This is a genomic window from Pantoea sp. M_10, assembly GCF_008631515.1.
GTDB lineage: Bacteria > Pseudomonadota > Gammaproteobacteria > Enterobacterales > Enterobacteriaceae > Pantoea > Pantoea anthophila.
This window is the reverse complement of record NZ_VWUL01000001.1, coordinates 997,650-1,024,104: the sequence shown is the minus strand read 5'-3', so window position 1 is coordinate 1,024,104 and position 26,455 is coordinate 997,650. Positions and strand designations below refer to the sequence as shown.

Here is a 26,455-nt window from a genome sequence, read left to right as displayed (position 1 = left end):
CGCTGGCTTACGCTAACGCCCTGGCAGGCTCTGATGCTGCTGATGCTGCTGCTCAGACCCGATCGCCGGAGAGGATGTCGCTTAGCAAATCATGGGGAAAAATGGTGTCGGCGGTGTCTCTGAGCTCTTCTGCTGTCCACCAGTGGTAATGCTGTATGACGCGCTTTTCATGTTGACTCCACCCTGAACAATCAATCTCTGTCTCTTCCGCACGAATGAGAAAGAAGCGCTCTTCAGCGAGCACGGTCTCTCCATCGGGCAGCGTCATCGGAAATGTCCGGGACGCGACAGCCGCGCCTGCTGAGTAGCGAATCAGCCCGGTTTCTTCCGGCAACTCCCGTAGCGCGGCCTGCTCAAAGGTTTCCTGCGATTCAAGCCCACCGCCAGGTGTCGCCCAGTATGATCGGCCACTTAACGCATCATCGTGATGAGAAAAATAAAACAGCAGAACATGCTTTTCCGGTGACAAAACAATCAGGCGGGATGAGGGACGACGACGCATAAGACCTCCTTGCTGAAAACGCGGTAAACGAACTTTTCCTGCTATCTGAACATAAATGAGCGTCTTAATCGCCCGACAATGGCAGGATTATTTATCCCGGGTGTAAATAGTGATCGCAGGCCACTTTGAGACTATTACCCTTGTCTCCGCGTGCAGCAGTCACGATCCTGCTCTATTCTCGGGGAAAATGGATTCCTCCAGGCTTTGTCGAGGCACTATGACGTACAAATCCCTGATTGCTGAAGTCCACAATCAGCAGCGCACCCTCACCGCTATTGTCGAACAGGATGCGCGCACCGCCTATTTTTACATCTGGCCCACCGACCTGTTCCGCAGTCAGTATGCGGTGCGCGGCTGCTGGCTGCGAAACCTGCTGCCCGCACCGGCGCAGGAAGATCGCGAGGCGATGGAGCAGGGCATTGCGCCGCTGCTCAGCGCCGAGTATTGCCGTAACCTGGAAGCGGAGCCTGCACTGAATCCCGCCGGGCTGCAGGTTCTCTGGGAGCCGAGCGATGATGGCGCGGCGCTCTGGTATTACGGTCAGCTGCTGGCGGTGATCCCCGGCTGGAGTCTTTACCAAGATAAGCAGGTCAGCTTCTCTGCGGGCTGCATCAAAAAGAACCGACTGACGGCCCCGCTGGGTTCGGCCTCGACCAATGACTACTATGCCCGTGCAGAGCAGCAGCGTCAGTTCTGGCGCGAATGGCACGATGGCAGCGAGTGGGACAAGGTTCAGCAGGATCTTATGGCCTGCTATCAGAGCCGCTTTGGTGAGTCGGTGAAATATTACGCGATCGATCAGGGGAGCTGGCCGCCGATGGCGATCTCCCAGCACTGGCATCAGGGCGTCTGGTACTTCCTGACGATTGGCATGAGCATCCGGCCGATGCCGCAGGTCGACTACCTGTTTGATGAGCTGGCACCGCAGTATCGCCGTATTGAGCTGGGGATGGCGGTGGATGGCGAGGTCATGACCGAAGGCAATGCGGTGCAGATGGCGAGTGCTCTGGCGGAGTTTGTGCATCTGCCGTGGGCGCGCCTCACCTGGCTGGGGGAGGGGCATACGCTGGCATCGGAAGTCGCGCCGGTCGGCTTTGAGAGCTTCCTGCTGGCAAATGAGCTGGCCAGCGAACCGGCACAGTTTAAACTGCCTAAGCGCGATGGCGATCGTCCCACATTGCTCTGGACCACGCCGATCACCGAAGCGGAGCGGCAGTTCGCCCAGGCGGATGAGCATGGCGGTCAGAAGTTACGGGAATTGTTAACCGCTGGCGGCAGTAACCACATCTTCCGTCCGCGTCAGGAGGTTGTCGATTCAGAAGGCTAGGGCAGGAAAAACAGGCCTCTCCGCCCCTTCCCCGGCTCGCGCCGGGGATGTGATAATCCCGCAATGAAATTAAATTTTCACAAAAATTAAACATTTATTAATTCTGTGATCCCGCTCATCTCAAGTTCTCCGTAAGCGAGCCGTTAACCCGGATCAGGCAATCGCGCCATACCAGGTTCAGGGGAACAAAGATGTTTAAAACAACACAATCCCGCTTTACCGCAACAATGATCGCGTTCTTTGTTGCGCTTTTACTCGTTACAGTTTGGGTCATCAATCAGTTTGTCGCACCGCAGCTGGTCGACAGCGAAAGCCGTCTGGTGCGTTATCAGGTCGATTCACTGGCCTCCGGTATCGTCGAGCAGATGAACCGCGTTCAGGCTCAGCAGCGTGCGATTACCGAAGCGGCCTCCGTCATGGACAGCGCCACCATCGACACCCTGTTACCGATGCTGGTTAACCAGTATCAGGACAGTAATGTCTTCGGCGGCGGTATCTGGCCGTTGCCAAATCGTCGCGATCCCGCCAAAGAGAAAAACAGCAGCTTCTTTGCCCGCAATGCCAGCAACGAACTGCAGGTCAATACCTACTGGAACTCCGATGCCGCCGACAAATACTGGGAGCAACCCTGGTACAAGGATGGCCTGGCCGCCCCGAAAGGGCAGTGCGCCTGGGCAAAAGCCTATCAGGATGCCGCCAGCCCACAGCCACGAACTAACTGTGCCATGGCGATCTACCGCAACGGAACCGTCTGGGGCGTGGCAACCATCGACGTGACGCTGGGATTCTTTAACCAGCTGGCGAAGCAGATGGGCGAAACCATTCAGGGCAACGTGCTGATCGTCGAAGCGGATGGCAAAGTTGTCGGTAACGGTGCGCTGGTGAATGCCGCGCCGAAGCTGGAGAACCTGGCCGATGTGCAGACGCCGATGGCAGCGCCCCTGAAAGCGCTGCTGAGCGGGGCGGGCACCCAGCCACTGGAAACCACCTATGACAGCAGCGAAGGCGAGCAGACGCTGTTTCTGCAGGCCATTCCCGGCAGCCCATGGTTTCTTGCCAGCAGCCTGCCGACCAGCCTGCTGAAAGCGCAGTCGCACAACATGCTGACGCGTCTGGGCCTGGTGCAGATTCCGCTGGCGGTGATCCTGCTGCTGGTGTCGCTGGGCTTTGTCCGCGCCATGATGAAGCGTCTCAGCGTGCTGAACAGCAACATCGAAGCGCTGTCGACCGGCGGCGCGGACCTGACCCAGCGTCTGCCCGCCAGCAACAGCCCGGAGTTCAATGCCGTTGCGCAGAGCTTTAACCAGTTCATCAGCTATCTGCAGGGGTTAATCCAGCAGGTGGGCGACAGCGCGCTGGCGATCACCGCCGCGTCGCGCGAGATCGCCAGCGGCAACGCCAATCTCTCTTCGCGCACTGAAGATCAGGCCAGCTCGATTGTGGAAACGGCGGCGTCGATGGAGCAACTGACCGGCACCGTGCGTCAGAACGCCGATAACGCCACTCACGCCAACCAGCTGGCAGGCGATGCCTCGCAGGTTGCCGCACGCGGTTCAGAAGTGGTGCGTCAGGTCGTCACCACCATGGGCGAGATCCACCATTCGTCACGTAAAGTGGTCGACATCATCAGCGTGATCGACAGCATCGCGTTCCAGACCAATATCCTGGCGCTGAACGCCGCCGTCGAGGCAGCCCGTGCCGGTGAGCAGGGGCGCGGTTTTGCGGTGGTGGCGTCAGAAGTGCGTAACCTGGCGCAGCGCTCAGCCAATTCGGCGCGTGAGATTAAAAAGTTAATTGAAGAGTCCGTGGCGAACATTGATACCGGCAGCGCGCTGGTGGAGCAGGCGGGTCAGACGATGGATGAGCTGATGCAGGGCGTCAGCAGCGTAACGACGCTGATGAGCGAGATCATGTCAGCCAGCCGCGAACAGAGCATGGGGATCGAGCAGGTTAACGTGGCGATTACGCAGCTGGATGGCACCACCCAGCAGAACGCCGTGCTGGTCGAGCAGGTTTCCGCTGCGGCTCAGGCGATGGAGGCGCAGAGTACCCAGCTTGAGCAGGTGGTGCAGAGCTTCCGGCTGTAATTCTTCCTCAGGCCAGCGTTGCTGGCCTGATTTTCGTCTGGCGTCATCCGCTTACCTCTGCCCGATAAGGGTAAAAATTCCTTTCTGTTACGCCCAAACCCCGAATCTTGTGCCAGAATAGTTGAGAATAATCTCAAGGAAACGCCATGTCTGCTATTGAAGTTATCCTCGTTGACCACCTCGATCGTCCCACCGGCAAAATGGAAAAGCTGGAAGTGCATGAAAAAGGACTACTGCACCGCGCGGTGACGGTCTACGTCTTCAATTCCCGGCAGGAGCTGTTACTGCAGCGGCGCGCCAGCGATAAATATCACTGTGGTGGCTTGTGGAGTAATACCTGCTGCGGGCATCCGTATCCTCATGAATCGACCCGTGACGCCGCTGAACGCCGCCTGCGCGAAGAGATGGGCATGGTGGTGACGCTGACGCCGGTGTTTGAGCTGAGCTACAACCTGAAGCTGAGTAATGGCCTGACCGAGCATGAATATGGTCACGTCTTTTTTGCCGTCTGCGACAGCCTGCCGCAGCTCAATCCGCAGGAAGCGGACGCCTTCGATTATCGCCCGATGGCGTTGATTGAAGAGCAGATGCAGCAGCAGCCAGAGCAGTTCACGCCGTGGTTTTTGCATACCTTCCCGCGTATCCCGGACTATCTGGAGCAGTTTCCTTTCCCGGCCGTTACGGCATAAAAAAACCGCACTGAGGTGCGGTTTTCCTGCGCTCTGTCCACGCCCTCAGCGCGGATTATCGCGGCAGCTCAAAATCCTCTGCATCCACATCATAGCCCGATGGTTCCCAGCGGATGGCCAGCAGGGCCAGCAGTCCGGCCAGCGGGGCCAGGAAGATCACCCAGAACACGCCGGTGCCGAGCGCCGCAACCAGCACCGGGAACAGAAACAGTGAAACGGTCGAACTGCCGCGCATCAGCGTCTGATTGAAGCCGACGCCCACACCCCGCAGCGACGTGGGGTAGCTCAGTGACGCAAAGGTCATGGTGTGCGAGCCGGGCCCGAATCCCTGGCCAAACAGGAACAGCGCCAGCATCCCGATCGCGACAGCCGCTTCCTGCCCCCCTTCCGGGCGACCAATCAGCGCCAGCCCGAGCAGCGCCACACACTGACAACTGTAACCCGCCACCGACATCTTCCAGGCACCCAGACGCGGCACCAGACGCACCGCCAGCAGCCCGCCCACAAAGGCGAACAGCAGATTCAGCGCCAGCGACACCAGAATCGTGGTCAGCATCGACTGGGCAAAAAAGCTGGTGATGATCACCGGCAGGCCAAACGCGACGGCGTTATAAGCAAAGGATGAGGCGATAGAGGTAATGGTCGCCAGCAGCGTGCGGCGGCGATAGACGCCCTGCAGCAGCGCACCATAGTTGCGCCAGCTCGCCCTGCGCACCGGTGTAACCGGCGTCAGCGCGGCATCGGGTGCCACCTGCGCGTTGATATTCCATGCGCTGCGTAAGATCGCCGCCGCCCCTTTCAGGTCGCCCTGATTGGCCGCCCAGACCGGCGACTCACTCATGTAACGACTGCGGATAGCGATAATGACTATCGCCGGCACGGCTCCAAACCCCAGGATCAGCCGCCACAGCCAGTCGGTATGGCTCTCCGGCAATACCGCATAGAGCAGCAGCACCAGCAGATAGGAGATACTGATCGCCGCGTACCAGGTCGGGCACCACATCGCCACGCTGGCGGCTTTATTCCCCTTACCGCGCAGCTTCGAAAACTCCGCCAGGAAGGCCATCGCCACCGGCAGATCGATGCCGACACCCAGGCCCATCACAAAGCGCGCTGCCCCCAGCACATACTCATTGGGAGCAAAAGCACAGGCGATAGCCGCGACGACGAAAAAGAACATATCGGCCATAAAGACCCGATAGCGGCCAATCTTATCGGTGAGGTAGCCGCCGAGCAGCGCACCCACGATCGCCCCGAAGGTAATCGCGGAGGCGATCATGCCGGTGCCGGTCGGCGTAAGATGAAATTCGCGCGTCACATCTTTGATGCCAAAAGCCAGCGCACCCAGATCGTAGGCGTCAAGAAACACGCCACCCAGCGCAATCGCCACCACGATGCGGGCATTATTGCGGGCGCTGTCGCCACTATTCACTAAACGGGAGACGTCAGCGGCGCTGCGAATCCATTGCGTTTCCCCGGCGGGCGAACGCCCGGCAGTCGCCACATGGGCAGAAGAAGTCAGGTCGGACATGATGTTGTGCGTCTTTTATTATAAAAACAGATTTTCGAGAATAGCCGTTTAGACGCCCAGACGTAAATTCATTTGAGTTATATAAAATTATTTTATAATCTCAAATCGTTATCAGATTGCGAGAAAGTCAGCGGCATCACCGCCGCGCCAGGCTACGCTTTTAAGGCAGAGAATTTACCGCTTCGCGCCCTGCCAGCATCGACTCAGAAAGCAGGAGAGCAGTCTGATCGCTCAGGCGCACCATTGACGCCTCGCGAAAACATCACGCTATAACAACACGCGATAATGCGATAAGGAAAAGGTCATGGTCAGAATTCGGGGTTGGATCGGCGTCAGCGCCTTACTGCTCAGCATCGGGGTAGCACAGGCAGCCGATCCGGTGCGGGTCGGCTCAAAAATTGATACGGAAGGCTCGCTGCTGGGAAATGTGATTCTTCAGGTGCTGGAAAAGCATGGCGTGAAAACCGTGAATAAAATCCAGCTCGGCACCACTCAGGTGGTGCGTGGCGCGATCACGGCGGGCGAACTGGATATCTATCCGGAATACACCGGCAACGGCGCGTTTTTCTTTAACGATGAAAAAGACAGCGCCTGGAAGAATGCCGCCCAGGGCTATGAAAAAGTGAAAAAGCTCGATGCGGAGAAAAACCATCTGGTCTGGCTGACACCGGCACCGGCTAACAACACCTGGACCATCGCTGTGCGAAAAGATCTGGCCGAAAAGAATCAGCTTACCTCTCTGGCCGACCTCAGCGCCTGGCTGAAAAAAGGCGGGACCTTCAAGCTGGCGGCGTCGGCAGAGTTTATTGAACGCAGCGACGCCTTGCCCGCCTTTGAAAAAGCCTACGGATTTAACCTCACGCAGGATCAGCTGCTGTCGCTGGCTGGCGGCGATACCGCGGTGACCATCAGCGCGGCGGCACAGCAGACTTCCGGGGTGAACGCGGCGATGGCGTATGGCACCGACGGGCCGGTGGCGGCGCTGGGTCTGCAGACGCTCAGCGATCCGAAAGGCGTTCAGCCGATTTACGCCCCGACACCGGTGATCCGCGAATCGGTTCTGAAAGCGTACCCACAGATTGCGGAATGGCTGAAGCCGGTATTCAGCGCGCTGGACGAGAAGACGCTGCAACAGCTCAACGCGAAAATCGCCGTGGACGGTCAGGATGCCAGCAGCGTCGCGACCGAATGGCTGCAGCAGAAGAAGTTGCTGTAACCGATGGTGTTATCGCGGGAAGCGATACGTCGCCCGCTGCAGCAGCCGGTGGCCCTGCTGCTGCTGACGCTGCTGAGCCTGGCGCTGGCGGCGCTGCCGTTTCTTAACTTCGCCCCGAACCGGCTGGTGGCCGGGGAACCGCTGATGGGATCGCAGATCAGCCGGTTCGGGCTGCTGCTTGTGCCGCTGCTGACGCTCTGGCTGCTGTTATGGCGGCCGCCAACGCGGGTAAACCTGGCGCTGGCGCTGCTGGCCGCGCAGCTGATGCTGGCCGCGATCCTCTGGCTCAGTGGTCATCAGGCCACGCTGCTCAGCCAGCAGGGCAGTCGTCTGGCACGCACCAGCTTTGCCAGCGGCCTGTGGTGCAGCGGCGCGCTGCTCCTGCTGCTGATCACCGATCGGGTGCGGCAGATCACCCGTCACCGGCTGGCTCAGCTGCTGCTCAATCTGCAGGTCTGGCTGCTGCCTCTGCTGCTGCTCTTCAGCGGTCAGCTCAGCGACCTCTCCCTGCTGAAAGAGTATGCCAACCGCCATGCGGTGTTTGATGCCGCACTGGGACGCCATCTTACGCTGCTGGCCGGCACGGTGCTGCCGGCGTTACTGATAGCGCTGCCGCTGGGGGTCCTGCTGTTCCGGCGGCCAGGCTGGCAGAGCGGCGTCTTTGGCGTGCTGAATGTGATCCAGACGGTGCCGTCGGTGGCGCTGTTTGGCCTGCTGATTGCGCCACTGGCCGGACTGGCAAATCACTTTCCGTGGCTCGGGGCCTGGGGCATCAGCGGCATCGGCATGGCCCCGGCGCTGATCGCCCTGGTGCTCTACGCCCTGCTACCGCTGGTACGCAGCGTGGTGGTGGGGCTGCAGCAGGTGCCACACGAGGTGCGCGAAAGCGCGCGCGGCACGGGGATGAGCGGCTGGCAGCAGTTTGTCGCGGTCGATGTGCCGCTGGCGCTGCCGGTCTGGCTGGCGGGTCTGCGGGTAGTGGTGGTACAGACGCTGGGTATGGCGGTGGTCGCCGCGCTGATTGGGGCAGGCGGCTTTGGTGCGATTATTTTTCAGGGCCTGTTAAGCAGCGCGCTCGATCTGGTGCTGCTGGGGGTGATCCCGGTGATCGCGCTGGCGGTGGCGATCGATGCGCTGTTCCGCCTGCTGATCTCACTGCTGGAGAGAAAAGATGATTGAGTTCAGGGGCGTTTCCCGCGCCTTTAACGGCAAAACGGCGGTAAAAGATCTGTCGTTACAGGTGGCGGAAGGGGAGTTCTGCGTGCTGCTCGGCACCTCCGGCTCCGGTAAATCAACCACCCTTAAGATGATCAACCGGCTGGTGGAGTTTGACAGCGGTGACATCCGCTTTGCCGGTGAGTCAATTCGCCAGCTGAATGCCCGCACGCTGCGGCGCCGCATGGGCTATGCCATCCAGTCGATCGGGCTGTTTCCGCACTGGACGGTGCAGAAGAATATCGCCACGGTGCCCGAACTGCTGGGCTGGCCCCGCGCGCAGATCAACGAACGCATCACGGCGCTGCTGGCGCTGCTGAATCTGGACGCACAGCTGCTGAAGCGCTATCCGCATCAGCTCTCCGGCGGGCAGCAGCAGCGGGTCGGCGTGGCGCGAGCGCTGGCCGCCGATCCGGAGGTGCTGCTGATGGATGAGCCGTTCGGGGCGCTCGATCCGGTAACGCGGGGCGCGCTGCAGCAGGAGATGCTGCGTATCCACCGGCTGTCGGGGCGTACCATCGTGCTGGTGACCCATGATATCGACGAGGCGCTGACCCTGGCGGACCGCATTGTACTGATGGATAACGGCGGGATTGTTCAGCAGGGCAGGCCGGTGGAGCTGCTGACCCGGCCAGAAAATGATTTTGTCCGCGACTTCTTTGGTCGCACGGAAATGGGGGTAAGACTGCTGTCGCTGGAGCACGCCGGAGATGCCGTCCGGCGCGGCGAGTGGCTGACGGGCGAACCCATCGCCGCGACGCTGACGCTGCGTGACGCCCTGTCGCAGTTTATCACCCGGCGCACCGATAAACTGCCGGTGGTCGACGATCAGCAGCAGCCGCTGGGCGTGCTGCACTTTAGCGATCTGCTGCAACTGCGCGAGGGATTAGCATGCGCTGGCTGAAAGATCCGCTGCTGTGGCTGGTGCTGCTCTACGGCGCGCTGCTGGCCCTGATGCCCTACAGCGGGCCGCTGTTTCACACATGGTTTCCCGACCTGGCGCGGCCACTTTATCAGCAGGAGAGCTTCTGGCAGCTGACGCTGGCGCATCTGCTGCTGGTGATCACGGCCAGCCTGCTGGCGATCGTTCTGGGCATCGGCAGCGGTGTGCTGGTCACGCGGCGCGCCGGTCGCGCCTTCCGGCCGCTGATGGAGACGATCGTGGCGGCGGGGCAGACGATTCCGCCGGTGGCCGTGCTGGCGATTGCCGTGCCGGTGATGGGCTTTGGGACCTGGCCCGCCGTCGTTGCGCTGCTGCTCTATGGGTTACTGCCGATTTTACAGGGCACGCTGGCCGGACTCGACAGCGTGCCCGCCAGCAGCCGGGAGATCGCCACCGGGCTGGGTATGAGCTCCTGGCAGCGGCTGTGGCAGATCGAGCTGGCGCTGGCTGCGCCGGTGATCATCGCCGGAATACGCACCTCGGTGATCATTAATATCGGCACCGCCGCCATCGCCTCGACGGTCGGGGCGAAAAGTCTGGGGTCACCGGTGATTATCGGCTTAAGCGGTTTTAATACGGCGTATGTGATTCAGGGGGCGTTGCTGGTGGCGCTGCTGGCTATCGTCAGCGACCGCCTGTTTGAGCGCCTGCAACGCTGGCTTAGCGTGAGTGAACGATGAGAGAGTATCCGACCAGCATCAGTCCGCTGGTGCCGCCGACGGCCATGATAAAAAAGAGCGTGGCGAAAAAGGCTTTTTTGCAGTTCATGGAGAAAACCTGAGCGTGTTAACAGTGAGGCGGGGATAATAGCGCGCGCGAGGCAGCAGGCAAAGCGCCCGGCGTGCGTTTTTTGTTATCAGGCGGGTTCGTGCAACCGCACGGAATAGCCCTGTTCCTGCCAGTGTGACAGCTGTTCCTGCTGGCGACGGGTCAGTTTTTTACCGGTAAAGACAAACATGTTCATGCCGGGAAAGAGTTCAGGACGCGGCACGTCCAGCGGTTCGGCCAGTACATCAATCCGCCAGCCGTGCTGCGACAGACGCCAGCCCTCCAGCCAGATGCGGGTGCGATCCTCGATACCCCAGCCGATGATCAGCGCATCCTTGCCCGATTTTTTGCGGCTGCCCGTCAGGCAGAACGCGACATAGTCGATCAGCAGACCATCCAGCAGGCTGCACATCGTGCGGGCGGTGTTCTGGTCCAGACTCAGCTTCTGGCGCACCGGCATAAAAACGTGGTCGATCAGCGCATCAATCGGATGCTCGCGGCCAATCGCGGCAATTTTGTTACGAAGTTTTGCGGGTCTGACATGGCGCAGAACGCTGATCAGCTCATCCTGCAGGGTTGTCCAGCCATCATGGGCATCCACGTCGCCCCCTTCCAGCAGTGCCTTGACTTTACCGACCGGCACGCCGCTTTCAATCCAGCGCATGATCTCTTCGATGCGCTGTACATCTTCTTCATCAAACTGACGATGCCCGCCTTCGGTGCGCTGTGGCTTCAGCAAGCCATAACGACGCTGCCAGGCGCGCAGGGTGACTGGGTTTATGCCACAGCGCTCGGCGACGTCACCGATACTGTATAAGGTCATAAATGCCTCTTTCGATTGGTCTGAGTGCGATTACCATAACGAAGCCAGTTAAGTTGTACAATACATTTCGCAATGTACAACTTGACTGATACGCCTGTTTCCAGCTATATCTCATTTAAGAGAATAATTCCCTTATATGAGAAAATACCATGCCGGAGCTGAATACGGAGCAACGACTGGCGGTAAGGCTGGCAGAATTACGCTTGCAACGCGGCTGGTCACTGGATGAACTTTCTGTCGCCACCGGCATCAGTCGCGCGTCATTATCGCGCATTGAGCGAAGCGAGACCAGCCCTACTGCCGCATTGCTTAACCGGCTGTGTGCCGCCTACGGATTAACCATGTCTCGCCTGCTGAGTGAGGTTGAGGAGTCGTCGAGTCTGCTGGTGCCTTATGATCAGCAACCGGTCTGGCATGACTCGTCCAGCGGTTTTATCCGCCGCAATGTTTCACCGCCCGCACTTCATTTTAGATGCGAACTGGTAGAGGGCAAATTACGGCCTGGTGCACGCATTGAATATGATGCGCCACCCATCCAGGGACTGGAGCAACATATCCTGCTTCAGGCAGGCGGCCTGACCGTATCGGTGGCCGAACAGCAGTGGACGCTAAAGCCCGGTGACTGTTTACGTTTTCACCTCACCGGAAAATCGGCTTTCGAGGCGCATCTGACCGAAGGCGCACACTATCTGCTGGCGGTGGCAAAACCATGATCGATTATCAGAGGCTTTCACCTGAACAGGCACAACAGGAGATCGATGGGCTGAGGGCAGTGCTTCAGGCCTGCGTGGCTGATGGCGCCAGTGTCGGATTCGTGGATGCCGCCGATGTGGCGGTGATGACGCGCTTCTGGCAGCAGCGGGTAGCCAGTCTGACCAGCGGGGAGAGCGAACTGCTGGTGGCGCGTCAGCACAACCGGATTGTGGCGACGGTGATCCTCAGTCGCAGCGCGATGCCGAACGGCCGCCATCGGGCCGACGTCAGCAAGCTGCTGGTGCATCCGCAGGCGCGGCGTCAGGGGATTGCCCGCGAATTGATGCAGCGCGCTGAGCAACTGGCCCGCGGGCAGGGCAAAACGCTGCTGGTGCTGGATACCCGCAGCGGTGACGTTGCCAGCGATCTCTATCGTTCGCTGGGCTGGCAGGTGGCAGGGTCGATCCCCTTTTATGCCGAGTCGACGGCGGGCGTGCTGGATGCCACTACCTATATGTATAAGGTGCTGGCGTAGCCTGCTTCCGCGCCGGACGACCCGGCGCTGAACGCCTCCACGCTATCCGCTGAAATTTCCGACGGCGCACGAAAAATTCAGCACGAAAGCTGACGCCGCCGGGATACTGTGTAAAAATACAGGCCATTTTTTCGGTGTGGTAACGCAACTCATGGCCCTGACAGCCGCAGTAAAAAGCCAGATAGCGCAGTGGTATAAAGCGCTTTCGCAGCAGGTGCCTGATTTCATTCCGCGTGCGCCGCAGCGTCAGATGATCGCCGAAGTGGCAAAATGTCTGGCTGGTGACGATGCGCGCCACCTGGCGGTGGAAGCGCCGACCGGCGTGGGTAAAACGCTCTCCTATCTTATTCCCGGCATCGCGGCCAGCCGCGCCCAGGAAAAACGGCTGGTGATCAGCACCGCCAACGTGGCGCTGCAGGATCAGATCTTCACCAAAGATCTGCCGCTGCTCAAAAAAATCATTCCCGATCTGACTTTTACTGCCGCCTTTGGACGCAGACGCTATGTCTGTCCGCGCAATCTGGCCGCGCTGGCAGCCGATGACGATCAGCAGGGCGATCTGCTGCTCTATCTGGACGACGACGCCGTCAGCAGCACCAAAGAGGAGCAGACGCAGTGTGGCCGCCTGCAGAAGTCGCTGGATCGCTATCAGTGGGATGGCCTGCGCGATCACAGCGAGGAGAACGTCAGCGACAGCCTGTGGCAGCGGCTCTCCACCGACAAGGCGAGCTGCCTGGGCGCGCACTGCCGCTGGTATCGTGAATGCCCCTTTTTTGTCGCGCGCCGTGAGATTGAGCAGGTGGATGTGGTGGTGGCGAACCATGCGCTGGTGATGGCCGCGATGGAGAATGAGTCGGTACTCCCGCCCGCTAAAAACCTGATGCTGGTGCTGGATGAGGGGCATCATCTGCCGGAAGTGGCCCGCGATGCGCTGGAGATGAGCGCCGACATCACGCCGGGCTGGAGCAGCCTGCAGCTCGATCTCTTTATCCGGCTGGTCGACGGCATCATGACCCAGATGCGGCCGAAATCGCCGCCGCCGCTGGCAAACCCGGAAAGGCTGAAAGCGCACTGCGATGAGCTGCGCGAACTGCTTACGGTGACCGCCCAGGCGCTGAATCCGCTGCTGCCGCCCCATAACCAGCCGGGCGAATATCGCTTTGTGCTGGGGGCGCTGCCGCAGGAGTTACTCGACCTCTGCGCCCGGCTGTTTAAACTCAGTGACGCGTTGCGCGGGCTGAGTGAAGGCCTGATCAATGCGCTGAGCGAGCAGACGGGCAAGGTCGACGTCGTGCGGCTGCACCGTAATCTGCTGCAGCTCAATCGCCAGTTTGGCTGGTTCGAATCGATCAGCAAACTGTGGCGGCTGGCGGCAATGGAGAAAGCCTCCGGCGCGCCGGTTTCAAAATGGATTACCCGCGAGCTGCGCGAAGGGCAGGCGCACCTGCTGTTTCACTGCGCCGGTATCCGCGTCAGCGATCAGCTGGAGAAGATGCTGTGGCGCAAAATCCCGCATGTGGTGGTCACCTCCGCCACGCTGCGTTCGCTCAACAGCTTCAACCGCCTGCAGGAGATGTCGGGACTGAGCGAAAAAGCGGGCGATCGCTTTGTGGCGCTCGACTCCCCGTTCAACCACGTCGGGCAGGGCAAGCTGGTCATCCCGCAGATGCGCTATGAACCCCTGATGTCGCATGAGGCGGAGCATATCGCCGAGATGGCCGGATTCTTCCGCCAGCAGATGAAAGAGAAAAAGCACAAAGGGGTGCTGGTGCTGTTTGCCAGCAACCGGGCGATGCAGCAGTTTGTCACCTCGCTGCCCGATCTGCGGCTGTCGATGCTGGTACAGGGCGATCAGCCGCGCAGCCGCCTGGTCGATCTGCACCGGCAGCGGGTTGCTAAAGGCGAAACCAGTATTCTGATTGGCCTGCAATCCTTCGCTGAAGGCTTGGATCTGAAAGGCGATCTGCTGAGTCAGGTGCATATTCACAAAATCGCTTTTCCCCCGGTAGACAGTCCGGTAATTTTGACCGAAGGCGAGTGGCTGAAAAGCCTGAAGCGCTATCCGTTTGAGGTGCAGAGTCTGCCCAGCGCCTCATTTACCCTGATTCAGCAGGTCGGACGCCTGATTCGCAGCCACCAATGCTATGGCGAAATCGTAATCTATGACCGCCGGCTGCTGAGCAAAGCTTACGGCAGCCGGCTGCTGGCGGCGCTGCCCGTCTTCCCGATTGAGCAGCCGGAAGCGCCCGAGCCGGAAGCGATACCGGCCGCCGTGGTGCCCAAAACCAGCGTGCGAAAACGACGTCCCACGCGGCGCTGAGCCGCGCACTTAACCGGAAGCGAGTGATGGAACTGAATAAAATTATTAAAGAGATTGGTCGCGGTAAAAATCATGCCCGCGATATCGATTTTGAGAGTGCCGTGGCGCTCTACAGCGCGATGCTGGCGGGCGAGGTGCCCGATCTGGAACTGGGCGGTATCCTGATTGCGCTGCGCATCAAAGGCGAAGGCGAAGCGGAGATGCGCGGCTTTTATCAGGCGATGCAGGCGCAGATGATGCAGCTGCGTGCGCCGGAAAACCGGCCCATGCCGATCGTCATCCCCAGCTACAACGGTGCCCGTCGTCAGGGCAACCTGACGCCTCTGCTGGCGCTGCTGCTGGTAAAATTCGGCTTTCCGGTGCTGGTGCATGGTGTCAGCGACGACGCGACGCGCATTACCAGCGAGGCGGTGTTTGCGGCGCTCGGCATCGCACCGGTCACCACGGCAGAGGCGGCGCAGGCCAGACTGGATCAGGGCGAGCTGGCTTTTATCACCATCGATCACCTCTGCCCGCCGATGGCGAAGCAGCTGTCTCTGCGCTGGCGAATGGGCGTGCGTAACAGTGCGCACACGCTGGCAAAACTGGCGACCCCGTTTGCGGAGCGGGCGGCGCTGCGTCTGTCGAGCGTCTCGCATCCGGAGTATGTGCCGCGTGTGGCGAAATTCTTCAGCGACATCGATGCGCCAGCCCTGTTGCTTAATGGCACCGAAGGGGAAGTGTATGCGAATCCGCAGCGCTGCCCGGCGATCAGCATGATTCAGGGCGCGGGAGCCGAAACCGAAGTCTGGGTGGAGCGTCAGCCAGAAGTGGCCGTAGAGCTGCCGGCAGATAAAACGGCAGAGGTGACGGCGCGCTGGATTGAGGAGGTGCTGAATCAGCAGCGCCCGCTGCCCGCATCGCTGCGGCTGCAGATCGCCTGCTGCCTGCGCGCCAGCGGTCAGTGCGATTCACTGGCGGCGGCGGAGGAGCAGATCCGCGCCGCCGGTTACTGACTCAGGATTGCGGCAGGGCCTGTTCCACCAGATCCTGCCAGAAACGGATGCCAATCGGCAGCAGCGCGTCGTTGAAATCATAGCGGGCGTTGTGCAGCGGCGCAGAGGGGGTTTCTCCATCTGCGCCCAGCCAGAAGTAAGCGCCAGGGCAGGCTTCCAGCATGCAGGCAAAATCTTCCGACGCCATCGACGGATTCACCTGCCAGTGAACCTGTCCGGCACCCAGCGTCGCCAGCGCCACCTTGCGCACCTGCTCAGCGGGCAGCGCATGGTTAGCGGTCACCGGATAGCCCGGCAACCAGTGCACTTCACCGCTGACGCCAAACGGACGCGGCAGAGTCGCCACAAACTCATCAATCAGTCCGCGCACCTTATCGCGCACGCTGGTCTGCAGACAGCGCACCGTGCCGCGCAGCACAATCTGCTCGGGGATAACGTTAATCGCCTCGCCACCGTGGATCTGGGTCACGCTCACCACCGCCGAGGCGAGCGGTGACAGGCGACGCGACGGGATCGTCTGCAGCGCCAGAATCAGCTCGGCGGCGACCACCATCGGATCGGCTCCGCTTTCCGGCATCGCCGCGTGGCAGCTTTTGCCGTGCAGGGTGATCTCAAACGAGTCCAGCGACGCCATCATGGCACCGGGATTCACCGCCAGTGACCCCAGCGGCAGCCCCGGCCAGTTATGCATCGCGTAGATGGCATCCATCGGGAAGCGCTGGAACAGTCCCTCTTCCACCATTCTCCGTGCGCCACCGAGGTTCTCCTCGGCAGGCTGAAAGATGAAATGCACGGTGCCGCTGAACTGGCGCGTCGCGGCCAGCTGGCGGGCAGCGGCCAGCAGCGTGGCACTGTGACCATCGTGGCCGCAGGCGTGCATCACGCCCGGTGTGGCAGAGCGCCACGCCGCTTCCCCTTTCTCCGTGATCGGCAGCGCATCCATGTCCGCCCGCAGGCCAATGACCGGGCCAGGACCATTCTCCAGCGTGCCGATGACCCCGGTGCCCGCCAGGCCACGAAACACCTGCAATCCCGCCCGGGCTAACTCCTCCGCGATAAACTGGCTGGTTTGCTGTTCCTGGTAACCTAATTCGGGGTGGCGATGAAACTCACGGCGCCAGCGCAGGGCATCTTCAAGCAGGGCAGGGGAAAGGGTCATGCAGAGTCGCGCTCCATACAGAATGAGAAGATTTCACTTTAGAGGTCGTCTGGCGCGGCGTCTATCGCCGTCAGGCTTAAATCGGGCTATAGGCTAAATCAAAATGGAATAAGTAATAAGGAAGTGATGCCAGCGGCCTGCTACCGGGTGCAAAGCGTAAGGTTGAAAGCCGGGGCAGGCTGCGGCCTGCCCCGGTCAGGGTGTTACTTCTGCATGGGCAGGTTCAGGTCGTGCTCTGCGGCGCACTGCTGCGCCAGCTCATACCCGGCGTCGGCATGACGCATCACCCCGGTCGCCGGATCGTTCCATAACACCCGACCCAGACGCGCATCCGCCTCTTTGCTGCCGTCACAGACAATCACCACACCCGAGTGCTGAGAGAAGCCCATACCCACGCCGCCGCCATGATGCAGGCTGACCCAGGTCGCGCCGCCTGCGGTGTTCAGCAGCGCGTTCAGCAGCGGCCAGTCAGAGACCGCATCAGAGCCATCTTTCATCGCCTCGGTTTCGCGGTTCGGTGAGGCGACCGAACCACAGTCGAGATGGTCGCGGCCAATCACCACCGGCGCTTTCAGCTCGCCGTTGCGCACCATTTCGTTGAATGCCAGACCGGCCAGATGCCGTTCACCCAGCCCCAGCCAGCAGATTCGGGCAGGCAGTCCCTGGAAGGCGATGCGCTCCTGCGCCATATCGAGCCAGCGATGCAGCGTTTTGTGATGCGGGAACAGCTCTTTGAGTCGGGCGTCGGTCTTATAGATATCTTCCGGGTCGCCTGACAGCGCCACCCAGCGGAAGGGGCCTTTGCCTTCACAGAACAGCGGACGGATATAGGCGGGCACAAAGCCGGGGAAATCGAAGGCGTTGCTGACACCCTCATCCAGCGCCACCTGGCGGATATTGTTGCCGTAATCCACGGTCGGAATGCCCATATGACAGAAGTCGAGCATCGCCTGGACGTGGACCGCCATCGAGGCGCGCGCCGCTTTCTCTACCGCTTTCGGCTGGGAAACACGCTCCTGCTCCCAGCGCGCCAGATCCCAGCCAATCGGCAGATAGCCATTGATCGGGTCGTGCGCCGAGGTCTGATCGGTCACGATATCCGGCTTCGGCCCGCCCGCCCTGGCGCGTTTTACCAGCTCCGGCAGAATCTCAGCGGCATTGCCCAGCAGACCGACAGAAATCGCTTTTTTCGCGGCGGTGGCGTCGCTGATCAACGCCAGCGCCTCATCCAGCGTGGTGGCTTTGTAGTCGACGTAGCGGGTGCGCAGACGGAAATCGATGCGCGACTCCTGGCACTCAATCGCCAGCACACAGGCGCCAGCCAGCACCCCGGCCAGCGGCTGCGCGCCGCCCATGCCGCCCAGTCCGGCGGTGAGGATCCAGCGTCCGCTCAGGTCGTTGTTGTAGTGCTGACGTCCCGCCTCGACAAAGGTTTCGTAGGTGCCCTGCACGATGCCCTGCGCACCGATATAGATCCAGGAGCCTGCCGTCATCTGGCCGTACATCATCAGGCCCGCTTTATCCAGCTCATGGAAGTGATCCCAGTTTGCCCAGTGCGGCACCAGGTTGGAGTTCGCCAGCAGCACGCGCGGCGCGTCGGCGTGGGTGCGGAAGACACCGACCGGCTTGCCGCTCTGGATCAGCAGGGTCTCGTCCGGCTGCAGAAGCTGCAGGGAACGCAGGATCTGCTCGAAGCATTCCCAGTTGCGTGCCGCCTTTCCGATGCCGCCGTAAACCACCAGATCTTCCGGCCGCTCGGCCACATCGGGGTCGAGGTTGTTCTGAATCATGCGGTAAGCCGCTTCAATCAGCCAGTTAGCGCAGTGCAGCGTAGTGCCGTGTGGCGCACGAATCTCACGTGCCACAGCCTGAGAAAGAGTTTCGCTCATTACAGATTCCTTAATTCAAGAAGTGGAGCGCATGCTCGGCAGCAGCGCGGTCAATGCCTGAGGCCAGTCAGCGCGACTTGCCCACTGACGCATGGCGTCGATATCGGGTGCCAGCAGGCGATCTTCCTCCAGGAAGGCCACCTGCTGACGGATCTCATCTAACGCCTGCTCAATCAGCGCAGAACTTTTCAGCGGCCGGTTAAACTCAATACCCTGCGCGGCAGCCATCGCCTCGATGCCCACCACGGCGGCGCTGTTAAAGCACATGCTGCCGAGACGACGCGCAGCGTAGGTCGCCATGGAGACGTGATCTTCCTGGTTTGCAGAGGTGGGGAGGCTGTCGACGCTGCCCGGATGGGCCAGCGACTTATTCTCAGAGGCCAGCGCCGCGGCGGTGACCTGGGCGATCATAAAGCCGGAGTTCACGCCGCCGTCACGCACCAGGAAGGGCGGCAGACCGGATAAGCCGCTGTCCAGCAGCAGCGCCAGCCGCCGTTCAGAGATGGCGCCCACTTCGGCAATCGCCAGCGCCAGGATGTCAGCGGCAAAGGCCACCGGCTCGGCATGGAAGTTGCCGCCGGAGATCACCTCACCGCTGTCGCTGAACACCAGCGGATTATCCGAGGCGGCGTTCGCTTCGATTTCCAGAATCCGCGCCGCGTGGCGGATATTGTCCAGGCAGGCACCCATCACCTGCGGCACGCAGCGGATGGAGTAGGGGTCCTGCACGCGGCCACAGTGGGTGTGGGACTGCAGGATTTCACTCCCTTCGATCAGGCTGCTGACGGCGGCCGCGACCGCAATCTGGCCCTGCTGGCCCCGCGCCTGATGAATACGGGCGTCGAACGGTTTCAGGGAGCCTTTAATCGCCTCCAGCGACAGCGCACCGGCCATCAGCCCGGCGGCAAACAGATTCTCCCCTTCAAACAGGCCGCGCAGCGCCAGCGCGGTCGAAACCTGGGTGCCATTGAGCAGCGCCAGCCCCTCTTTCGGCCCGAGCACAAAGGGCGACAGGCCCACGCTTGCCAGTCCCTCTGTTGCCGGGATCAGCGCGCCATTGACCCGCACCTGGCCTTCGCCCAGCAGCATCAGAGACATGTGCGCCAGCGGCGCGAGATCGCCAGAGGCCCCGACCGATCCTTTTTCCGGAATGCAGGGCATGACACCGGCATTAAACAGCGCCAGCAGCGCCTCCACCAGTTCGATCCGCACGCCGGAGTGGCCGCGGGCCAGGCTGACGATTTTGGTGGCGACCACCAGACGGGTGACATTGTCGGGCAGCAGATCCCCCAGCCCGACGCTGTGAGACAGCACCAGATTGCGTTGCAGATCGGCCAGACGGCTGGCCGGAATCTGCGTCTGCGCCAGCTTGCCAAAGCCGGTGTTAATGCCATACACCACGTTGCCGGAGGCGACGATCGCCTCCACGGTCTGCTGCGCCGTTGCAATCGCCTGACGCGCGCTGTCATCGAGGCTCAGCGTCACGTGACCCTGATAGATGGCGCGTAAGGTGGCGAGGTCTACCTCGCCTGGCACCAGGCGCAAAGCCTGAGACGAACCTGACATAGTCTACTCCTGTCTATACAAGTTTGCTGGCACGGCTGAGCGGTTTTTCCTGCCCTGAACCAGCGGGATAAATCGAGTGAAACATAAGTGTCTATTCTTGTCTATACAAGTAGCAAGGGGCGTGCCAGGCCGATCACAAAAATGGAATGCCTGCCTGCTGCGGGTGGGTGAGGAAACGAAGGCGGAGGCTGCACCATCAGGAGGCGGGCGCTGCACCAGCGGGGCACAGCGCGCCGGACTGGATGTATATACATTCACGCGGTGAGACAGTAAACTGAAGGCACTATCAGGAAAAGGAACAGCAAATGGTCGAGCATACGGCACTGGCACAACTGGCGGCGGCGATGAGCGATGAGCCCGCCCCGATTTATCAGCGGGTGAAGCAGGCGATCATCAGCCAGATCCGCGAAGGAATGTGGAAAGCGAATCAGCGTGTGCCGTCAGAAAGTGAACTGGTTAATGAGCTGGGCGTCAGCCGCATGACCATCAACCGGGCGCTACGTGAACTGACCAGCGAAGGCTTTCTGGTCCGGATGCAGGGCGTCGGCACCTTCGTGGCCGAGATGAAAGGCTACACCGCCATGCTGGAGGTGCATAACATCGCCGATGAGATCGCCCAGCGCGGTCATCAGCACAGCTGTAAAATTCTCGCTATCGGCCAGAACAAAGCCGATCCTGAACAGGCGGCGGTGCTGGGACTGACCACCGGGCAGACGCTCTATCATTCGCTGATTGTGCACTACGAAAACGATCTGCCGGTACAGCTGGAGGACAGGCTGGTCAATCCGCTGGTCGCCCCCGATTATCTGGCGCAGGATTATCAGCAGATGACCCCGTATACCTATCTGATGCGGGTCGCGCCGCTGACGGCGGGCGAGCACATTGTCGAGGCGGTGCTGCCCGATGTGCGTCAGCGCAAACATCTGTCGCTGGATGAGCACGAACCCTGCCTGCTGATCCGCCGTCAGACCTGGAGCGACAACAAAATCGTGACCTACGCGCGGCTGCTCTATCCCGGCTCACGTTACAAACTGCTGGGCCGCTTCAGGGGACACGGCTAAGCCGGGTAAACAGCAGCCGGGCGTCCCGGCTGTCGGGCGTGAAACTGCACGCCTCATCGACCCACCATGCGCCCTGTCGGGCGGTCAGCTGTTTCCCGTCGTCGCTCCGCCACGCGCCTGCCAGCACCCAGGCAACCCCGTGCAGGCTGCTGACGGGGGCGGTAACCACCTCAACCGTGGCCTGCCACTGCTCCCGCCGCGTCATAATGTTAAAGTCTTCACTGATGCTGCCCTGCAACTGCGCGGTGAGGGCCAGTTCGCCGGCAAATGACCAGGGCTGCTGCGGCATTAACCGATGCGCTGTGCCCGGCGCGGTAAGCAGGACCGGGTCGCCCTGCAGCAGGGTGATGATCCGATCGATGCCCGGAAAGGCTGAGAAGGGGCCATCCTGCGCCAGGGTGGCAATGCTGGCGCGCCAGCCAAAGGATTCCGCACCGGGCGGAAAGCTGACAATTTCGCGGGTTTCGCCTCCGCCATTACGCCAGCGGCTGACCGCCAGGTCAGCGTAAGAGAAGCGGGCGATCATTGCAGTGCCGCCATGGCCTGACGGAAGCGTCTGGCACACGCCGCCTGATGGGGATGCTCGCCATCGACGATCACCGCCTTACCCGCCACGTAGACGTCCCGAATCTGATCGCGCTGACCGGCAAACAGCCAGCGGTTCAGCAGCGCCTGAGATTCCACGCTGCCGAGCCACGCCTCATCGCGCAGCACCAGCCAGTCGGCGCGCTGCCCCACCGCCAGCGTTCCCTGCTGAATGCCGCACGCCTGTGCACCGCCTGCCGCCGCCTGTTGCCACAGCAGATCGCCGACCGACGGCTGGCCGGGCAGGGTAATGCGGTTGCGGCGCTGATCGCGCAGTCGCTGCGCATACTCCAGCCAGCGCAGCTCTTCCTGGGCGCTGAGCGAGACATGGCTGTCGGAGCCGATGCCCCAGCGTCCCCCCTGCGCGATATACTCCACCGCCGGAAAAATGCCGTCACCGAGATTCGCTTCGGTGGTGGGGCAGAGACCGGCAACCGCACCGCTGCGGGCAAGGCGCGTCAGCTCGCTCTCATCCAGATGAGTGGCGTGGATCAGGCACCAGCGTGCATCCACGGCAAAACGGTTCAGCAGCCAGCTTACCGGGCGTTCGCCGCTCCACGCCAGCGAGTCATTCACCTCTTTCTGCTGCTCCGCCACATGGATATGCACCGGCAGCGTCGGATCGCTCTCCGCCAGCACCGTCTCCATCTGACTTTCACTGACGGCCCGCAGCGAATGAAAACAGAGGCCGCGGTTCAGCAGGGGCCGCTGCCACTGCCACGCATCCAGTCGCGCCTGCTGTTGCAGATAACGATCGGTCTGCTGAATAAAGCGTTTCTGCCCGGCAGCCGGAGGCTGGCTGCCAAAGCCGCTGTAGCTGTAGAGCACCGGCAGCAGCGTCTGGCCGATACCGGCCAGTTCGGCGGCGTCGATCAGCTGCTGCAGCATGGCGTCATCTGCATAGGGCGCGCCGCTGGGATCGTGATGCAGATAGTGAAACTCCGCGACCTGGGTGTAACCCCCTTTCAGCATCTCAATGTAGAGCAGGGCGGCGATGTCGCCCGCCTGCTGCGGCGTCAGGCGCTGCACCATGCGGTACATCCGGTCACGCCACGTCCAGAAACTGTCCTGCGGATCGCCCGCCACTTCCGCCAGACCGGCCATGGCGCGCTGAAAGGCGTGCGAGTGCAGATTAGCGATCGCCGGGATCACCTCGCCGTTGAGCAGCACCGCCTGATCGGCGTGGCTCTCCGGGGTAAGAGCGTCGATAAAACCGGCCTGATTGACCGTGATACGTACCTGCTGCTGCCAGCCCTCCGCCAGCAGTGCGCGCGGGGCAAAAAAAGTCGCCATGGTTGATCCTCGTCGGATGTAGTTGTATATACATATACATACTTTAAGACACAGTGTAAACGGTGGAGGCACGAGGCAGCGATGGCGGAAGAGATGCAGGTAGAGACGGTCTGGACCGGGGCGGATCTGGTCACCATGCGGGACGGAAAGTACCACCTGATACCTGAGGGGGCGATGGCGGTGCGGGCGGGTAAGCTGGTGTGGGTCGGCCCGGCGGCTGAGATGCCCGCCTTCGTCGCCGCGCGGCATCATCATCTGCCGGGCGGTATCGTGACGCCGGGACTGGTGGACTGCCATACCCATCTGGTGTTTGGCGGTGACCGCAGTCAGGAATTTGAACAGCGCCTGAATGGCGTCAGCTATGCCGACATTGCCGCACAGGGCGGCGGCATCCTCTCGACGGTACGGGCGACCCGCGCCGCCACGGAGGAGGCGCTGGTGGCGTCGGCGCGCTGGCGGCTCGACCGCCTGCTGGCAGAGGGGGTCACCACGGTGGAGATCAAGTCCGGCTACGGGCTGGATGAGGAGAGCGAACTGCGGATGCTGCGGGCGATTCGCCAGCTGGGGCAGAGCGTGGCCGCCGATATCCGTGCCACCTGCCTGGCCGCCCACGCCTTTCCGCCGGAGTTTAAGCATGACCCGGAGGGCTGGGTCGACATCATCTGCGAACGGCTGCTGCCGCAGGTGCAGGCGCTGGGACTGGCGGATGCGGTAGACGCCTTCTGTGAACATCTCGCCTTTTCACCGCAGCAGGTCGCGCGGGTGTTTGATCGGGCGGTGGCGCTGGGTCTGCCGGTGAAGCTGCACGCGGAGCAGCTTTCGGCGCAGGGGGGAGCGGCCCTGGCGGCCCGTTACGGTGCACTTTCTGCCGACCACCTTGAATACGCCACCGAGGAGGATGCGAAAGCGATGGCGGCACACGGCACCGTGGCGGTGCTGCTGCCGGGCGCTTTCTATCTGCTGCGGGAAACCCGGCGTCCCCCGGTGGATCTCTTCCGGCAGCACGGGGTGCCGATGGCGCTGGCCAGCGATGCCAATCCCGGCACCTCACCGGCGCTGTCGCTGCGTCTGATGCTCAACATGGGCTGCACCCTGTTCGGCATGACCCCGGAAGAGGCGCTGGCGGGCGTGACCCTGTGGGGCGCAAAAGCGCTGGGGCTGGCGGACAGCCACGGCTCGCTGGAGGCGGGAAAAGTGGCGAACTTCGTTCACTGGCCGCTGGCCCGTCCGGCGGAACTGGTTTACTGGCTGGGCGGTGAGCTGCCCTGTACCGTTATCTATCGTGGAGAACCCCAATGAATCCCTTCATATTTACCCGGGGCAGCCTGCCGCTGCTGGTCAGTATTCCCCATGCCGGCACCGAACTGACGCCCGAGGTGGACGCCGGACTGAGCGACGCCGCGCGCGGATTACCGGACACCGACTGGCACATCCCGCTGCTCTATGATTTCGTGCGCGACCTCGGAGCCAGTGTGTTAATCGGGCGTTACTCGCGGTTCGTGGTCGATCTGAATCGTCCGCCCGATAATCAGCCACTCTACACCACCGCCACCACCGGTCTGTTCCCGGAAACCCTGTTCGACGGCACCCCGACTTTCCTGCCAGGCAAAACGCCCGATGCGGCTCAGCGTCAGGGCTACATCGACCAGATCTGGCAGCCTTACCACCAGCAGATCCAGCAGGAGCTGGCGCGGCTTAAAGCAGAGCACGGCTATGCACTGCTGTTTGATGCACACTCCATCGCCAGTGAAATCCCCCGCCTGTTTGAAGGCCGCCTGCCCGATATCAACCTTGGCACCAATGACGGTGCCAGCTGCAGCCCGGCGATGAGCGCGGCGCTGGAGGCAGTCTGCGCCGCGCAGCACGACTACAGCTGGGTGATTAACGGACGTTTTAAAGGCGGTTACATTACCCGCGCCTATGGTCAGCCGCAGCAGCAGACTCAGGCCGTCCAGCTGGAGCTGGCGCAGCTTAACTACATGGATGAAACCCCGCCTTACGCCTGGCAGCAGGCGCGCGCCGCGCAGTTGCAAAAAACGCTGAAAGCACTGATCCACGCCATGCTGGCGGAGGGCAAGCCCCGATAATCCCACCACGGCGATGCGCCACCCCGGTGCATCGTCGCGCTGAACCGGTGCAGTCGGGTGCAGGCCGCCTGACTGCACGGCGCTCCCCGCCGCCTTTTCCCTTTTTGCAGAGCTGGCATAACCTTTGCTTGGTTGTATGTACAAGTACAGCAGCGCATCTATCACATCATAAATTCTGTCTGGCTCACAAAACAGTAAAGCCGGGAATGAACTGCGCCGCGTTAGCTTGTATATACATGACATATCATCCTGTGAAATTTATGTTAAATCTCGTCAGGGCGATCACCAGGCCGCTACTTTCAGGAGAACCGTATGACGCACCCACTGACTCTTCGTCGTTTATGTCTCACGACCCTGGTTTCCTCTCTGCTGCTCTGTGGCGTCAGCGCCCAGGCGAAAGAGTGGAAGTCGATCACCATTGCCACCGAAGGCAGTTATGAACCCTGGAACCTGACGCTGCCAGGCGGCAAGCTCGGCGGCTTTGAACCGGAACTGATGGCGAATCTCTGCCAGCGTATGGCGATTCAGTGCAGGCTGGTGGTGCAGAACTGGGATGGCATGATCGCCGGGCTTAATGCCGGAAAATATGACGTGATCATGGATGCGATTGTGATTACCCCGGAACGAAAGAAAGTGGTCAGCTTCACCCTGCCTTACGCCTCGACGCCTGCCACCTTCATCACCCTGAAAGGGAGCCTGCTGCCCGCTGACAGCCAGATTATCAAGCTGACGGATGACGCAAAAAGCGTGGAGCCGGCCATTGCAGGTCTGAAAGCGGCGCTGAAGGGTAAAACGATCGGTATCGCCTCCGGCACGGTTTACACCCCCTTTATCGACAAATATTTCAAAGGGGTGGCGGATGTCCGTGAATACACCAGCTCGGCCGACGCCATCCTCGACCTGCAGGCGGGGCGGATTGATGCGGTGTTTGACGACGTGACCTTCGCGCAGTCGATGCTGGCGCGGCCCGAAAACCGCAATCTCAGCTTCAGCGGCCCGCAGCTGGGCGGCCCGATCTGGGGTGAGGGAGAGGCGCTGGGCGTGCGCATGGCGGATAACGATCTGAAAGCCCGGCTGGATGAGGCGATCAAAGCCGCACTGGCCGATGGCACAGTGAAAAAGCTGAGCGAGAAGTGGTTCAAAACGGATGTCACACCCTGAGTGAGGTAAC

23 protein-coding genes are annotated in these 26,455 nt (G+C 61.3%); 15 read left to right on the top strand and 8 right to left on the bottom strand.

Annotated features, from left to right (window positions below):
* Positions 1-52: 52 nt before the first annotated feature.
* Positions 53-502 carry an NUDIX hydrolase gene (locus tag F3I47_RS04875; protein WP_150029449.1) on the bottom strand — a complete coding sequence of 150 codons (450 nt, stop codon included), beginning with the start codon at positions 500-502 and terminating at the stop codon, positions 53-55.
* 217 nt (positions 503-719) lie between these two features.
* On the opposite strand from F3I47_RS04875, the gene F3I47_RS04870 reads away from it, so the two are divergent.
* The 3 genes from F3I47_RS04870 (at position 720) to idi (ending at position 4,605) form a co-directional block, all read left to right on the top strand.
* Positions 720-1,829: a suppressor of fused domain protein gene (locus tag F3I47_RS04870; protein WP_009091285.1), complete on the top strand. Its 1,110-nt coding sequence runs from the start codon at positions 720-722 to the stop codon at positions 1,827-1,829.
* A gap of 191 nt (positions 1,830-2,020) precedes the next feature.
* On the top strand, positions 2,021-3,916 hold the full coding sequence (locus F3I47_RS04865; RefSeq protein WP_150029450.1) for a methyl-accepting chemotaxis protein: 1,896 nt from the start codon (positions 2,021-2,023) through the stop codon (positions 3,914-3,916).
* 146 nt (positions 3,917-4,062) lie between these two features.
* A complete protein-coding gene (gene idi, locus F3I47_RS04860) occupies positions 4,063-4,605 on the top strand; it encodes an isopentenyl-diphosphate Delta-isomerase (RefSeq protein WP_009091282.1) in 543 nt (180 codons plus the stop codon).
* A gap of 55 nt (positions 4,606-4,660) precedes the next feature.
* On the opposite strand, the gene F3I47_RS04855 is transcribed toward idi, so the two are convergent.
* Entirely contained in the window at positions 4,661-6,136 is a 1,476-nt protein-coding gene (locus F3I47_RS04855; protein WP_111207696.1) for an MFS transporter, read from the bottom strand.
* Between the two features lie 304 nt (positions 6,137-6,440).
* Between F3I47_RS04855 and F3I47_RS04850 the strand changes: the two genes are divergently transcribed.
* Genes F3I47_RS04850 through F3I47_RS04835 form a run of 4 tightly spaced genes read left to right on the top strand, consistent with a single transcriptional unit; the run spans position 6,441 to position 10,190 of the window.
* The gene (locus tag F3I47_RS04850) at positions 6,441-7,352 is read left to right on the top strand and encodes an ABC transporter substrate-binding protein (RefSeq protein WP_058957722.1); all 912 of its coding nucleotides are present in this window, start codon (positions 6,441-6,443) and stop codon (positions 7,350-7,352) included.
* A 3-nt stretch (positions 7,353-7,355) separates the two neighbouring features.
* Positions 7,356-8,531: an ABC transporter permease gene (locus tag F3I47_RS04845; RefSeq protein ID WP_150029451.1), complete on the top strand. Its 1,176-nt coding sequence runs from the start codon at positions 7,356-7,358 to the stop codon at positions 8,529-8,531.
* Complete coding sequence (locus F3I47_RS04840; protein WP_046101478.1) at positions 8,524-9,471, top strand: ABC transporter ATP-binding protein; 948 nt, start codon at positions 8,524-8,526, stop codon at positions 9,469-9,471. Before F3I47_RS04845 ends, F3I47_RS04840 begins: the two co-directional genes overlap by 8 nt.
* Positions 9,459-10,190 (top strand): ABC transporter permease, encoded by a 732-nt coding sequence (locus tag F3I47_RS04835; protein ID WP_150029452.1) that lies wholly within the window; start codon positions 9,459-9,461, stop codon positions 10,188-10,190. Before F3I47_RS04840 ends, F3I47_RS04835 begins: the two co-directional genes overlap by 13 nt.
* Positions 10,191-10,366: 176 nt before the next feature.
* On the opposite strand, the gene F3I47_RS04830 is transcribed toward F3I47_RS04835, so the two are convergent.
* Positions 10,367-11,101 carry a MerR family transcriptional regulator gene (locus F3I47_RS04830; protein ID WP_009091268.1) on the bottom strand — a complete coding sequence of 245 codons (735 nt, stop codon included), beginning with the start codon at positions 11,099-11,101 and terminating at the stop codon, positions 10,367-10,369.
* A 149-nt stretch (positions 11,102-11,250) separates the two neighbouring features.
* Here F3I47_RS04830 and F3I47_RS04825 point away from each other — a divergent pair, with 149 nt between their 5' ends.
* The 4 genes from F3I47_RS04825 (at position 11,251) to ybiB (ending at position 15,644) form a co-directional block, all read left to right on the top strand.
* Positions 11,251-11,814, top strand: coding sequence for a helix-turn-helix transcriptional regulator (locus tag F3I47_RS04825; protein WP_111208963.1), 564 nt, complete (start codon positions 11,251-11,253; stop codon positions 11,812-11,814).
* Complete coding sequence (locus F3I47_RS04820; protein WP_150029453.1) at positions 11,811-12,329, top strand: GNAT family N-acetyltransferase; 519 nt, start codon at positions 11,811-11,813, stop codon at positions 12,327-12,329. Before F3I47_RS04825 ends, F3I47_RS04820 begins: the two co-directional genes overlap by 4 nt.
* Positions 12,330-12,480: 151 nt before the next feature.
* Complete coding sequence (gene dinG / locus F3I47_RS04815) at positions 12,481-14,649, top strand: ATP-dependent DNA helicase DinG (RefSeq protein ID WP_009091262.1); 2,169 nt, start codon at positions 12,481-12,483, stop codon at positions 14,647-14,649.
* A gap of 26 nt (positions 14,650-14,675) precedes the next feature.
* The gene (gene ybiB / locus F3I47_RS04810) at positions 14,676-15,644 is read left to right on the top strand and encodes a DNA-binding protein YbiB (RefSeq protein ID WP_046101482.1); all 969 of its coding nucleotides are present in this window, start codon (positions 14,676-14,678) and stop codon (positions 15,642-15,644) included.
* Position 15,645: 1 nt separating this feature from the next.
* Here ybiB and F3I47_RS04805 read toward each other — a convergent pair whose 3' ends face one another.
* From F3I47_RS04805 to hutH, 3 genes are all read right to left on the bottom strand, one after another.
* Positions 15,646-16,803 carry a M20 aminoacylase family protein gene (locus F3I47_RS04805; protein ID WP_150029454.1) on the bottom strand — a complete coding sequence of 386 codons (1,158 nt, stop codon included), beginning with the start codon at positions 16,801-16,803 and terminating at the stop codon, positions 15,646-15,648.
* Between the two features lie 203 nt (positions 16,804-17,006).
* Entirely contained in the window at positions 17,007-18,692 is a 1,686-nt protein-coding gene (gene hutU / locus F3I47_RS04800; RefSeq protein ID WP_150029455.1) for a urocanate hydratase, read from the bottom strand.
* Positions 18,693-18,707: 15 nt separating this feature from the next.
* On the bottom strand, positions 18,708-20,258 hold the full coding sequence (hutH, locus tag F3I47_RS04795) for a histidine ammonia-lyase (RefSeq protein WP_046101485.1): 1,551 nt from the start codon (positions 20,256-20,258) through the stop codon (positions 18,708-18,710).
* A 305-nt stretch (positions 20,259-20,563) separates the two neighbouring features.
* Between hutH and hutC the strand changes: the two genes are divergently transcribed.
* Positions 20,564-21,319, top strand: a complete 756-nt coding sequence (gene hutC / locus F3I47_RS04790) for a histidine utilization repressor (RefSeq protein ID WP_009091253.1) — start codon at positions 20,564-20,566, stop codon at positions 21,317-21,319.
* Here hutC and F3I47_RS04785 read toward each other — a convergent pair.
* The gene (locus F3I47_RS04785) at positions 21,303-21,845 is read right to left on the bottom strand and encodes a HutD family protein (protein WP_150029477.1); all 543 of its coding nucleotides are present in this window, start codon (positions 21,843-21,845) and stop codon (positions 21,303-21,305) included. The two genes, hutC and F3I47_RS04785, sit on opposite strands and share 17 nt — an antisense overlap.
* On the bottom strand, positions 21,842-23,197 hold the full coding sequence (locus tag F3I47_RS04780) for a formimidoylglutamate deiminase (protein ID WP_150029456.1): 1,356 nt from the start codon (positions 23,195-23,197) through the stop codon (positions 21,842-21,844). Before F3I47_RS04780 ends, F3I47_RS04785 begins: the two co-directional genes overlap by 4 nt.
* Before the next feature lie 81 nt (positions 23,198-23,278).
* Here F3I47_RS04780 and hutI point away from each other — a divergent pair, with 81 nt between their 5' ends.
* The 3 genes from hutI to F3I47_RS04765 all read left to right on the top strand — a co-directional run bounded on the left by hutI (position 23,279) and on the right by F3I47_RS04765 (position 26,445).
* Positions 23,279-24,496: an imidazolonepropionase gene (gene hutI, locus F3I47_RS04775; protein WP_150029457.1), complete on the top strand. Its 1,218-nt coding sequence runs from the start codon at positions 23,279-23,281 to the stop codon at positions 24,494-24,496.
* A complete protein-coding gene (gene hutG / locus F3I47_RS04770) occupies positions 24,493-25,284 on the top strand; it encodes an N-formylglutamate deformylase (protein WP_140028270.1) in 792 nt (263 codons plus the stop codon). The genes hutI and hutG overlap by 4 nt, the downstream gene beginning before the upstream one ends.
* Before the next feature lie 312 nt (positions 25,285-25,596).
* Entirely contained in the window at positions 25,597-26,445 is an 849-nt protein-coding gene (locus F3I47_RS04765; protein ID WP_150029458.1) for a transporter substrate-binding domain-containing protein, read from the top strand.
* The last annotated feature ends 10 nt before the right edge of the window (positions 26,446-26,455 follow it).

Excerpts from the sequence above, each read along its gene's own strand:
- idi (WP_009091282.1), top strand. The coding sequence starts at position 4,063 with ATGTCTGCTATTGAAGTTATCCTCGTTGACCACCTCGATCGTCCCACC.
- F3I47_RS04845 (WP_150029451.1), top strand. The coding sequence starts at position 7,356 with ATGGTGTTATCGCGGGAAGCGATACGTCGCCCGCTGCAGCAGCCGGTG.
- dinG (WP_009091262.1), top strand. The coding sequence starts at position 12,481 with ATGGCCCTGACAGCCGCAGTAAAAAGCCAGATAGCGCAGTGGTATAAA.
- ybiB (WP_046101482.1), top strand. The coding sequence starts at position 14,676 with ATGGAACTGAATAAAATTATTAAAGAGATTGGTCGCGGTAAAAATCAT.
- F3I47_RS04875 (WP_150029449.1), bottom strand. The coding sequence starts at position 502 with ATGCGTCGTCGTCCCTCATCCCGCCTGATTGTTTTGTCACCGGAAAAG.
- F3I47_RS04835 (WP_150029452.1), top strand. The coding sequence starts at position 9,459 with ATGCGCTGGCTGAAAGATCCGCTGCTGTGGCTGGTGCTGCTCTACGGC.
- F3I47_RS04840 (WP_046101478.1), top strand. The coding sequence starts at position 8,524 with ATGATTGAGTTCAGGGGCGTTTCCCGCGCCTTTAACGGCAAAACGGCG.
- F3I47_RS04865 (WP_150029450.1), top strand. The coding sequence starts at position 2,021 with ATGTTTAAAACAACACAATCCCGCTTTACCGCAACAATGATCGCGTTC.
- F3I47_RS04870 (WP_009091285.1), top strand. The coding sequence starts at position 720 with ATGACGTACAAATCCCTGATTGCTGAAGTCCACAATCAGCAGCGCACC.
- F3I47_RS04825 (WP_111208963.1), top strand. The coding sequence starts at position 11,251 with ATGCCGGAGCTGAATACGGAGCAACGACTGGCGGTAAGGCTGGCAGAA.
- F3I47_RS04820 (WP_150029453.1), top strand. The coding sequence starts at position 11,811 with ATGATCGATTATCAGAGGCTTTCACCTGAACAGGCACAACAGGAGATC.
- F3I47_RS04805 (WP_150029454.1), bottom strand. The coding sequence starts at position 16,803 with ATGACCCTTTCCCCTGCCCTGCTTGAAGATGCCCTGCGCTGGCGCCGT.
- F3I47_RS04785 (WP_150029477.1), bottom strand. The coding sequence starts at position 21,845 with ATGATCGCCCGCTTCTCTTACGCTGACCTGGCGGTCAGCCGCTGGCGT.
- hutI (WP_150029457.1), top strand. The coding sequence starts at position 23,279 with ATGGCGGAAGAGATGCAGGTAGAGACGGTCTGGACCGGGGCGGATCTG.
- F3I47_RS04830 (WP_009091268.1), bottom strand. The coding sequence starts at position 11,101 with ATGACCTTATACAGTATCGGTGACGTCGCCGAGCGCTGTGGCATAAAC.
- hutC (WP_009091253.1), top strand. The coding sequence starts at position 20,564 with ATGGTCGAGCATACGGCACTGGCACAACTGGCGGCGGCGATGAGCGAT.
- F3I47_RS04765 (WP_150029458.1), top strand. The coding sequence starts at position 25,597 with ATGACGCACCCACTGACTCTTCGTCGTTTATGTCTCACGACCCTGGTT.
- F3I47_RS04855 (WP_111207696.1), bottom strand. The coding sequence starts at position 6,136 with ATGTCCGACCTGACTTCTTCTGCCCATGTGGCGACTGCCGGGCGTTCG.
- F3I47_RS04780 (WP_150029456.1), bottom strand. The coding sequence starts at position 23,197 with ATGGCGACTTTTTTTGCCCCGCGCGCACTGCTGGCGGAGGGCTGGCAG.
- hutH (WP_046101485.1), bottom strand. The coding sequence starts at position 20,258 with ATGTCAGGTTCGTCTCAGGCTTTGCGCCTGGTGCCAGGCGAGGTAGAC.
- F3I47_RS04850 (WP_058957722.1), top strand. The coding sequence starts at position 6,441 with ATGGTCAGAATTCGGGGTTGGATCGGCGTCAGCGCCTTACTGCTCAGC.
- hutU (WP_150029455.1), bottom strand. The coding sequence starts at position 18,692 with ATGAGCGAAACTCTTTCTCAGGCTGTGGCACGTGAGATTCGTGCGCCA.
- hutG (WP_140028270.1), top strand. The coding sequence starts at position 24,493 with ATGAATCCCTTCATATTTACCCGGGGCAGCCTGCCGCTGCTGGTCAGT.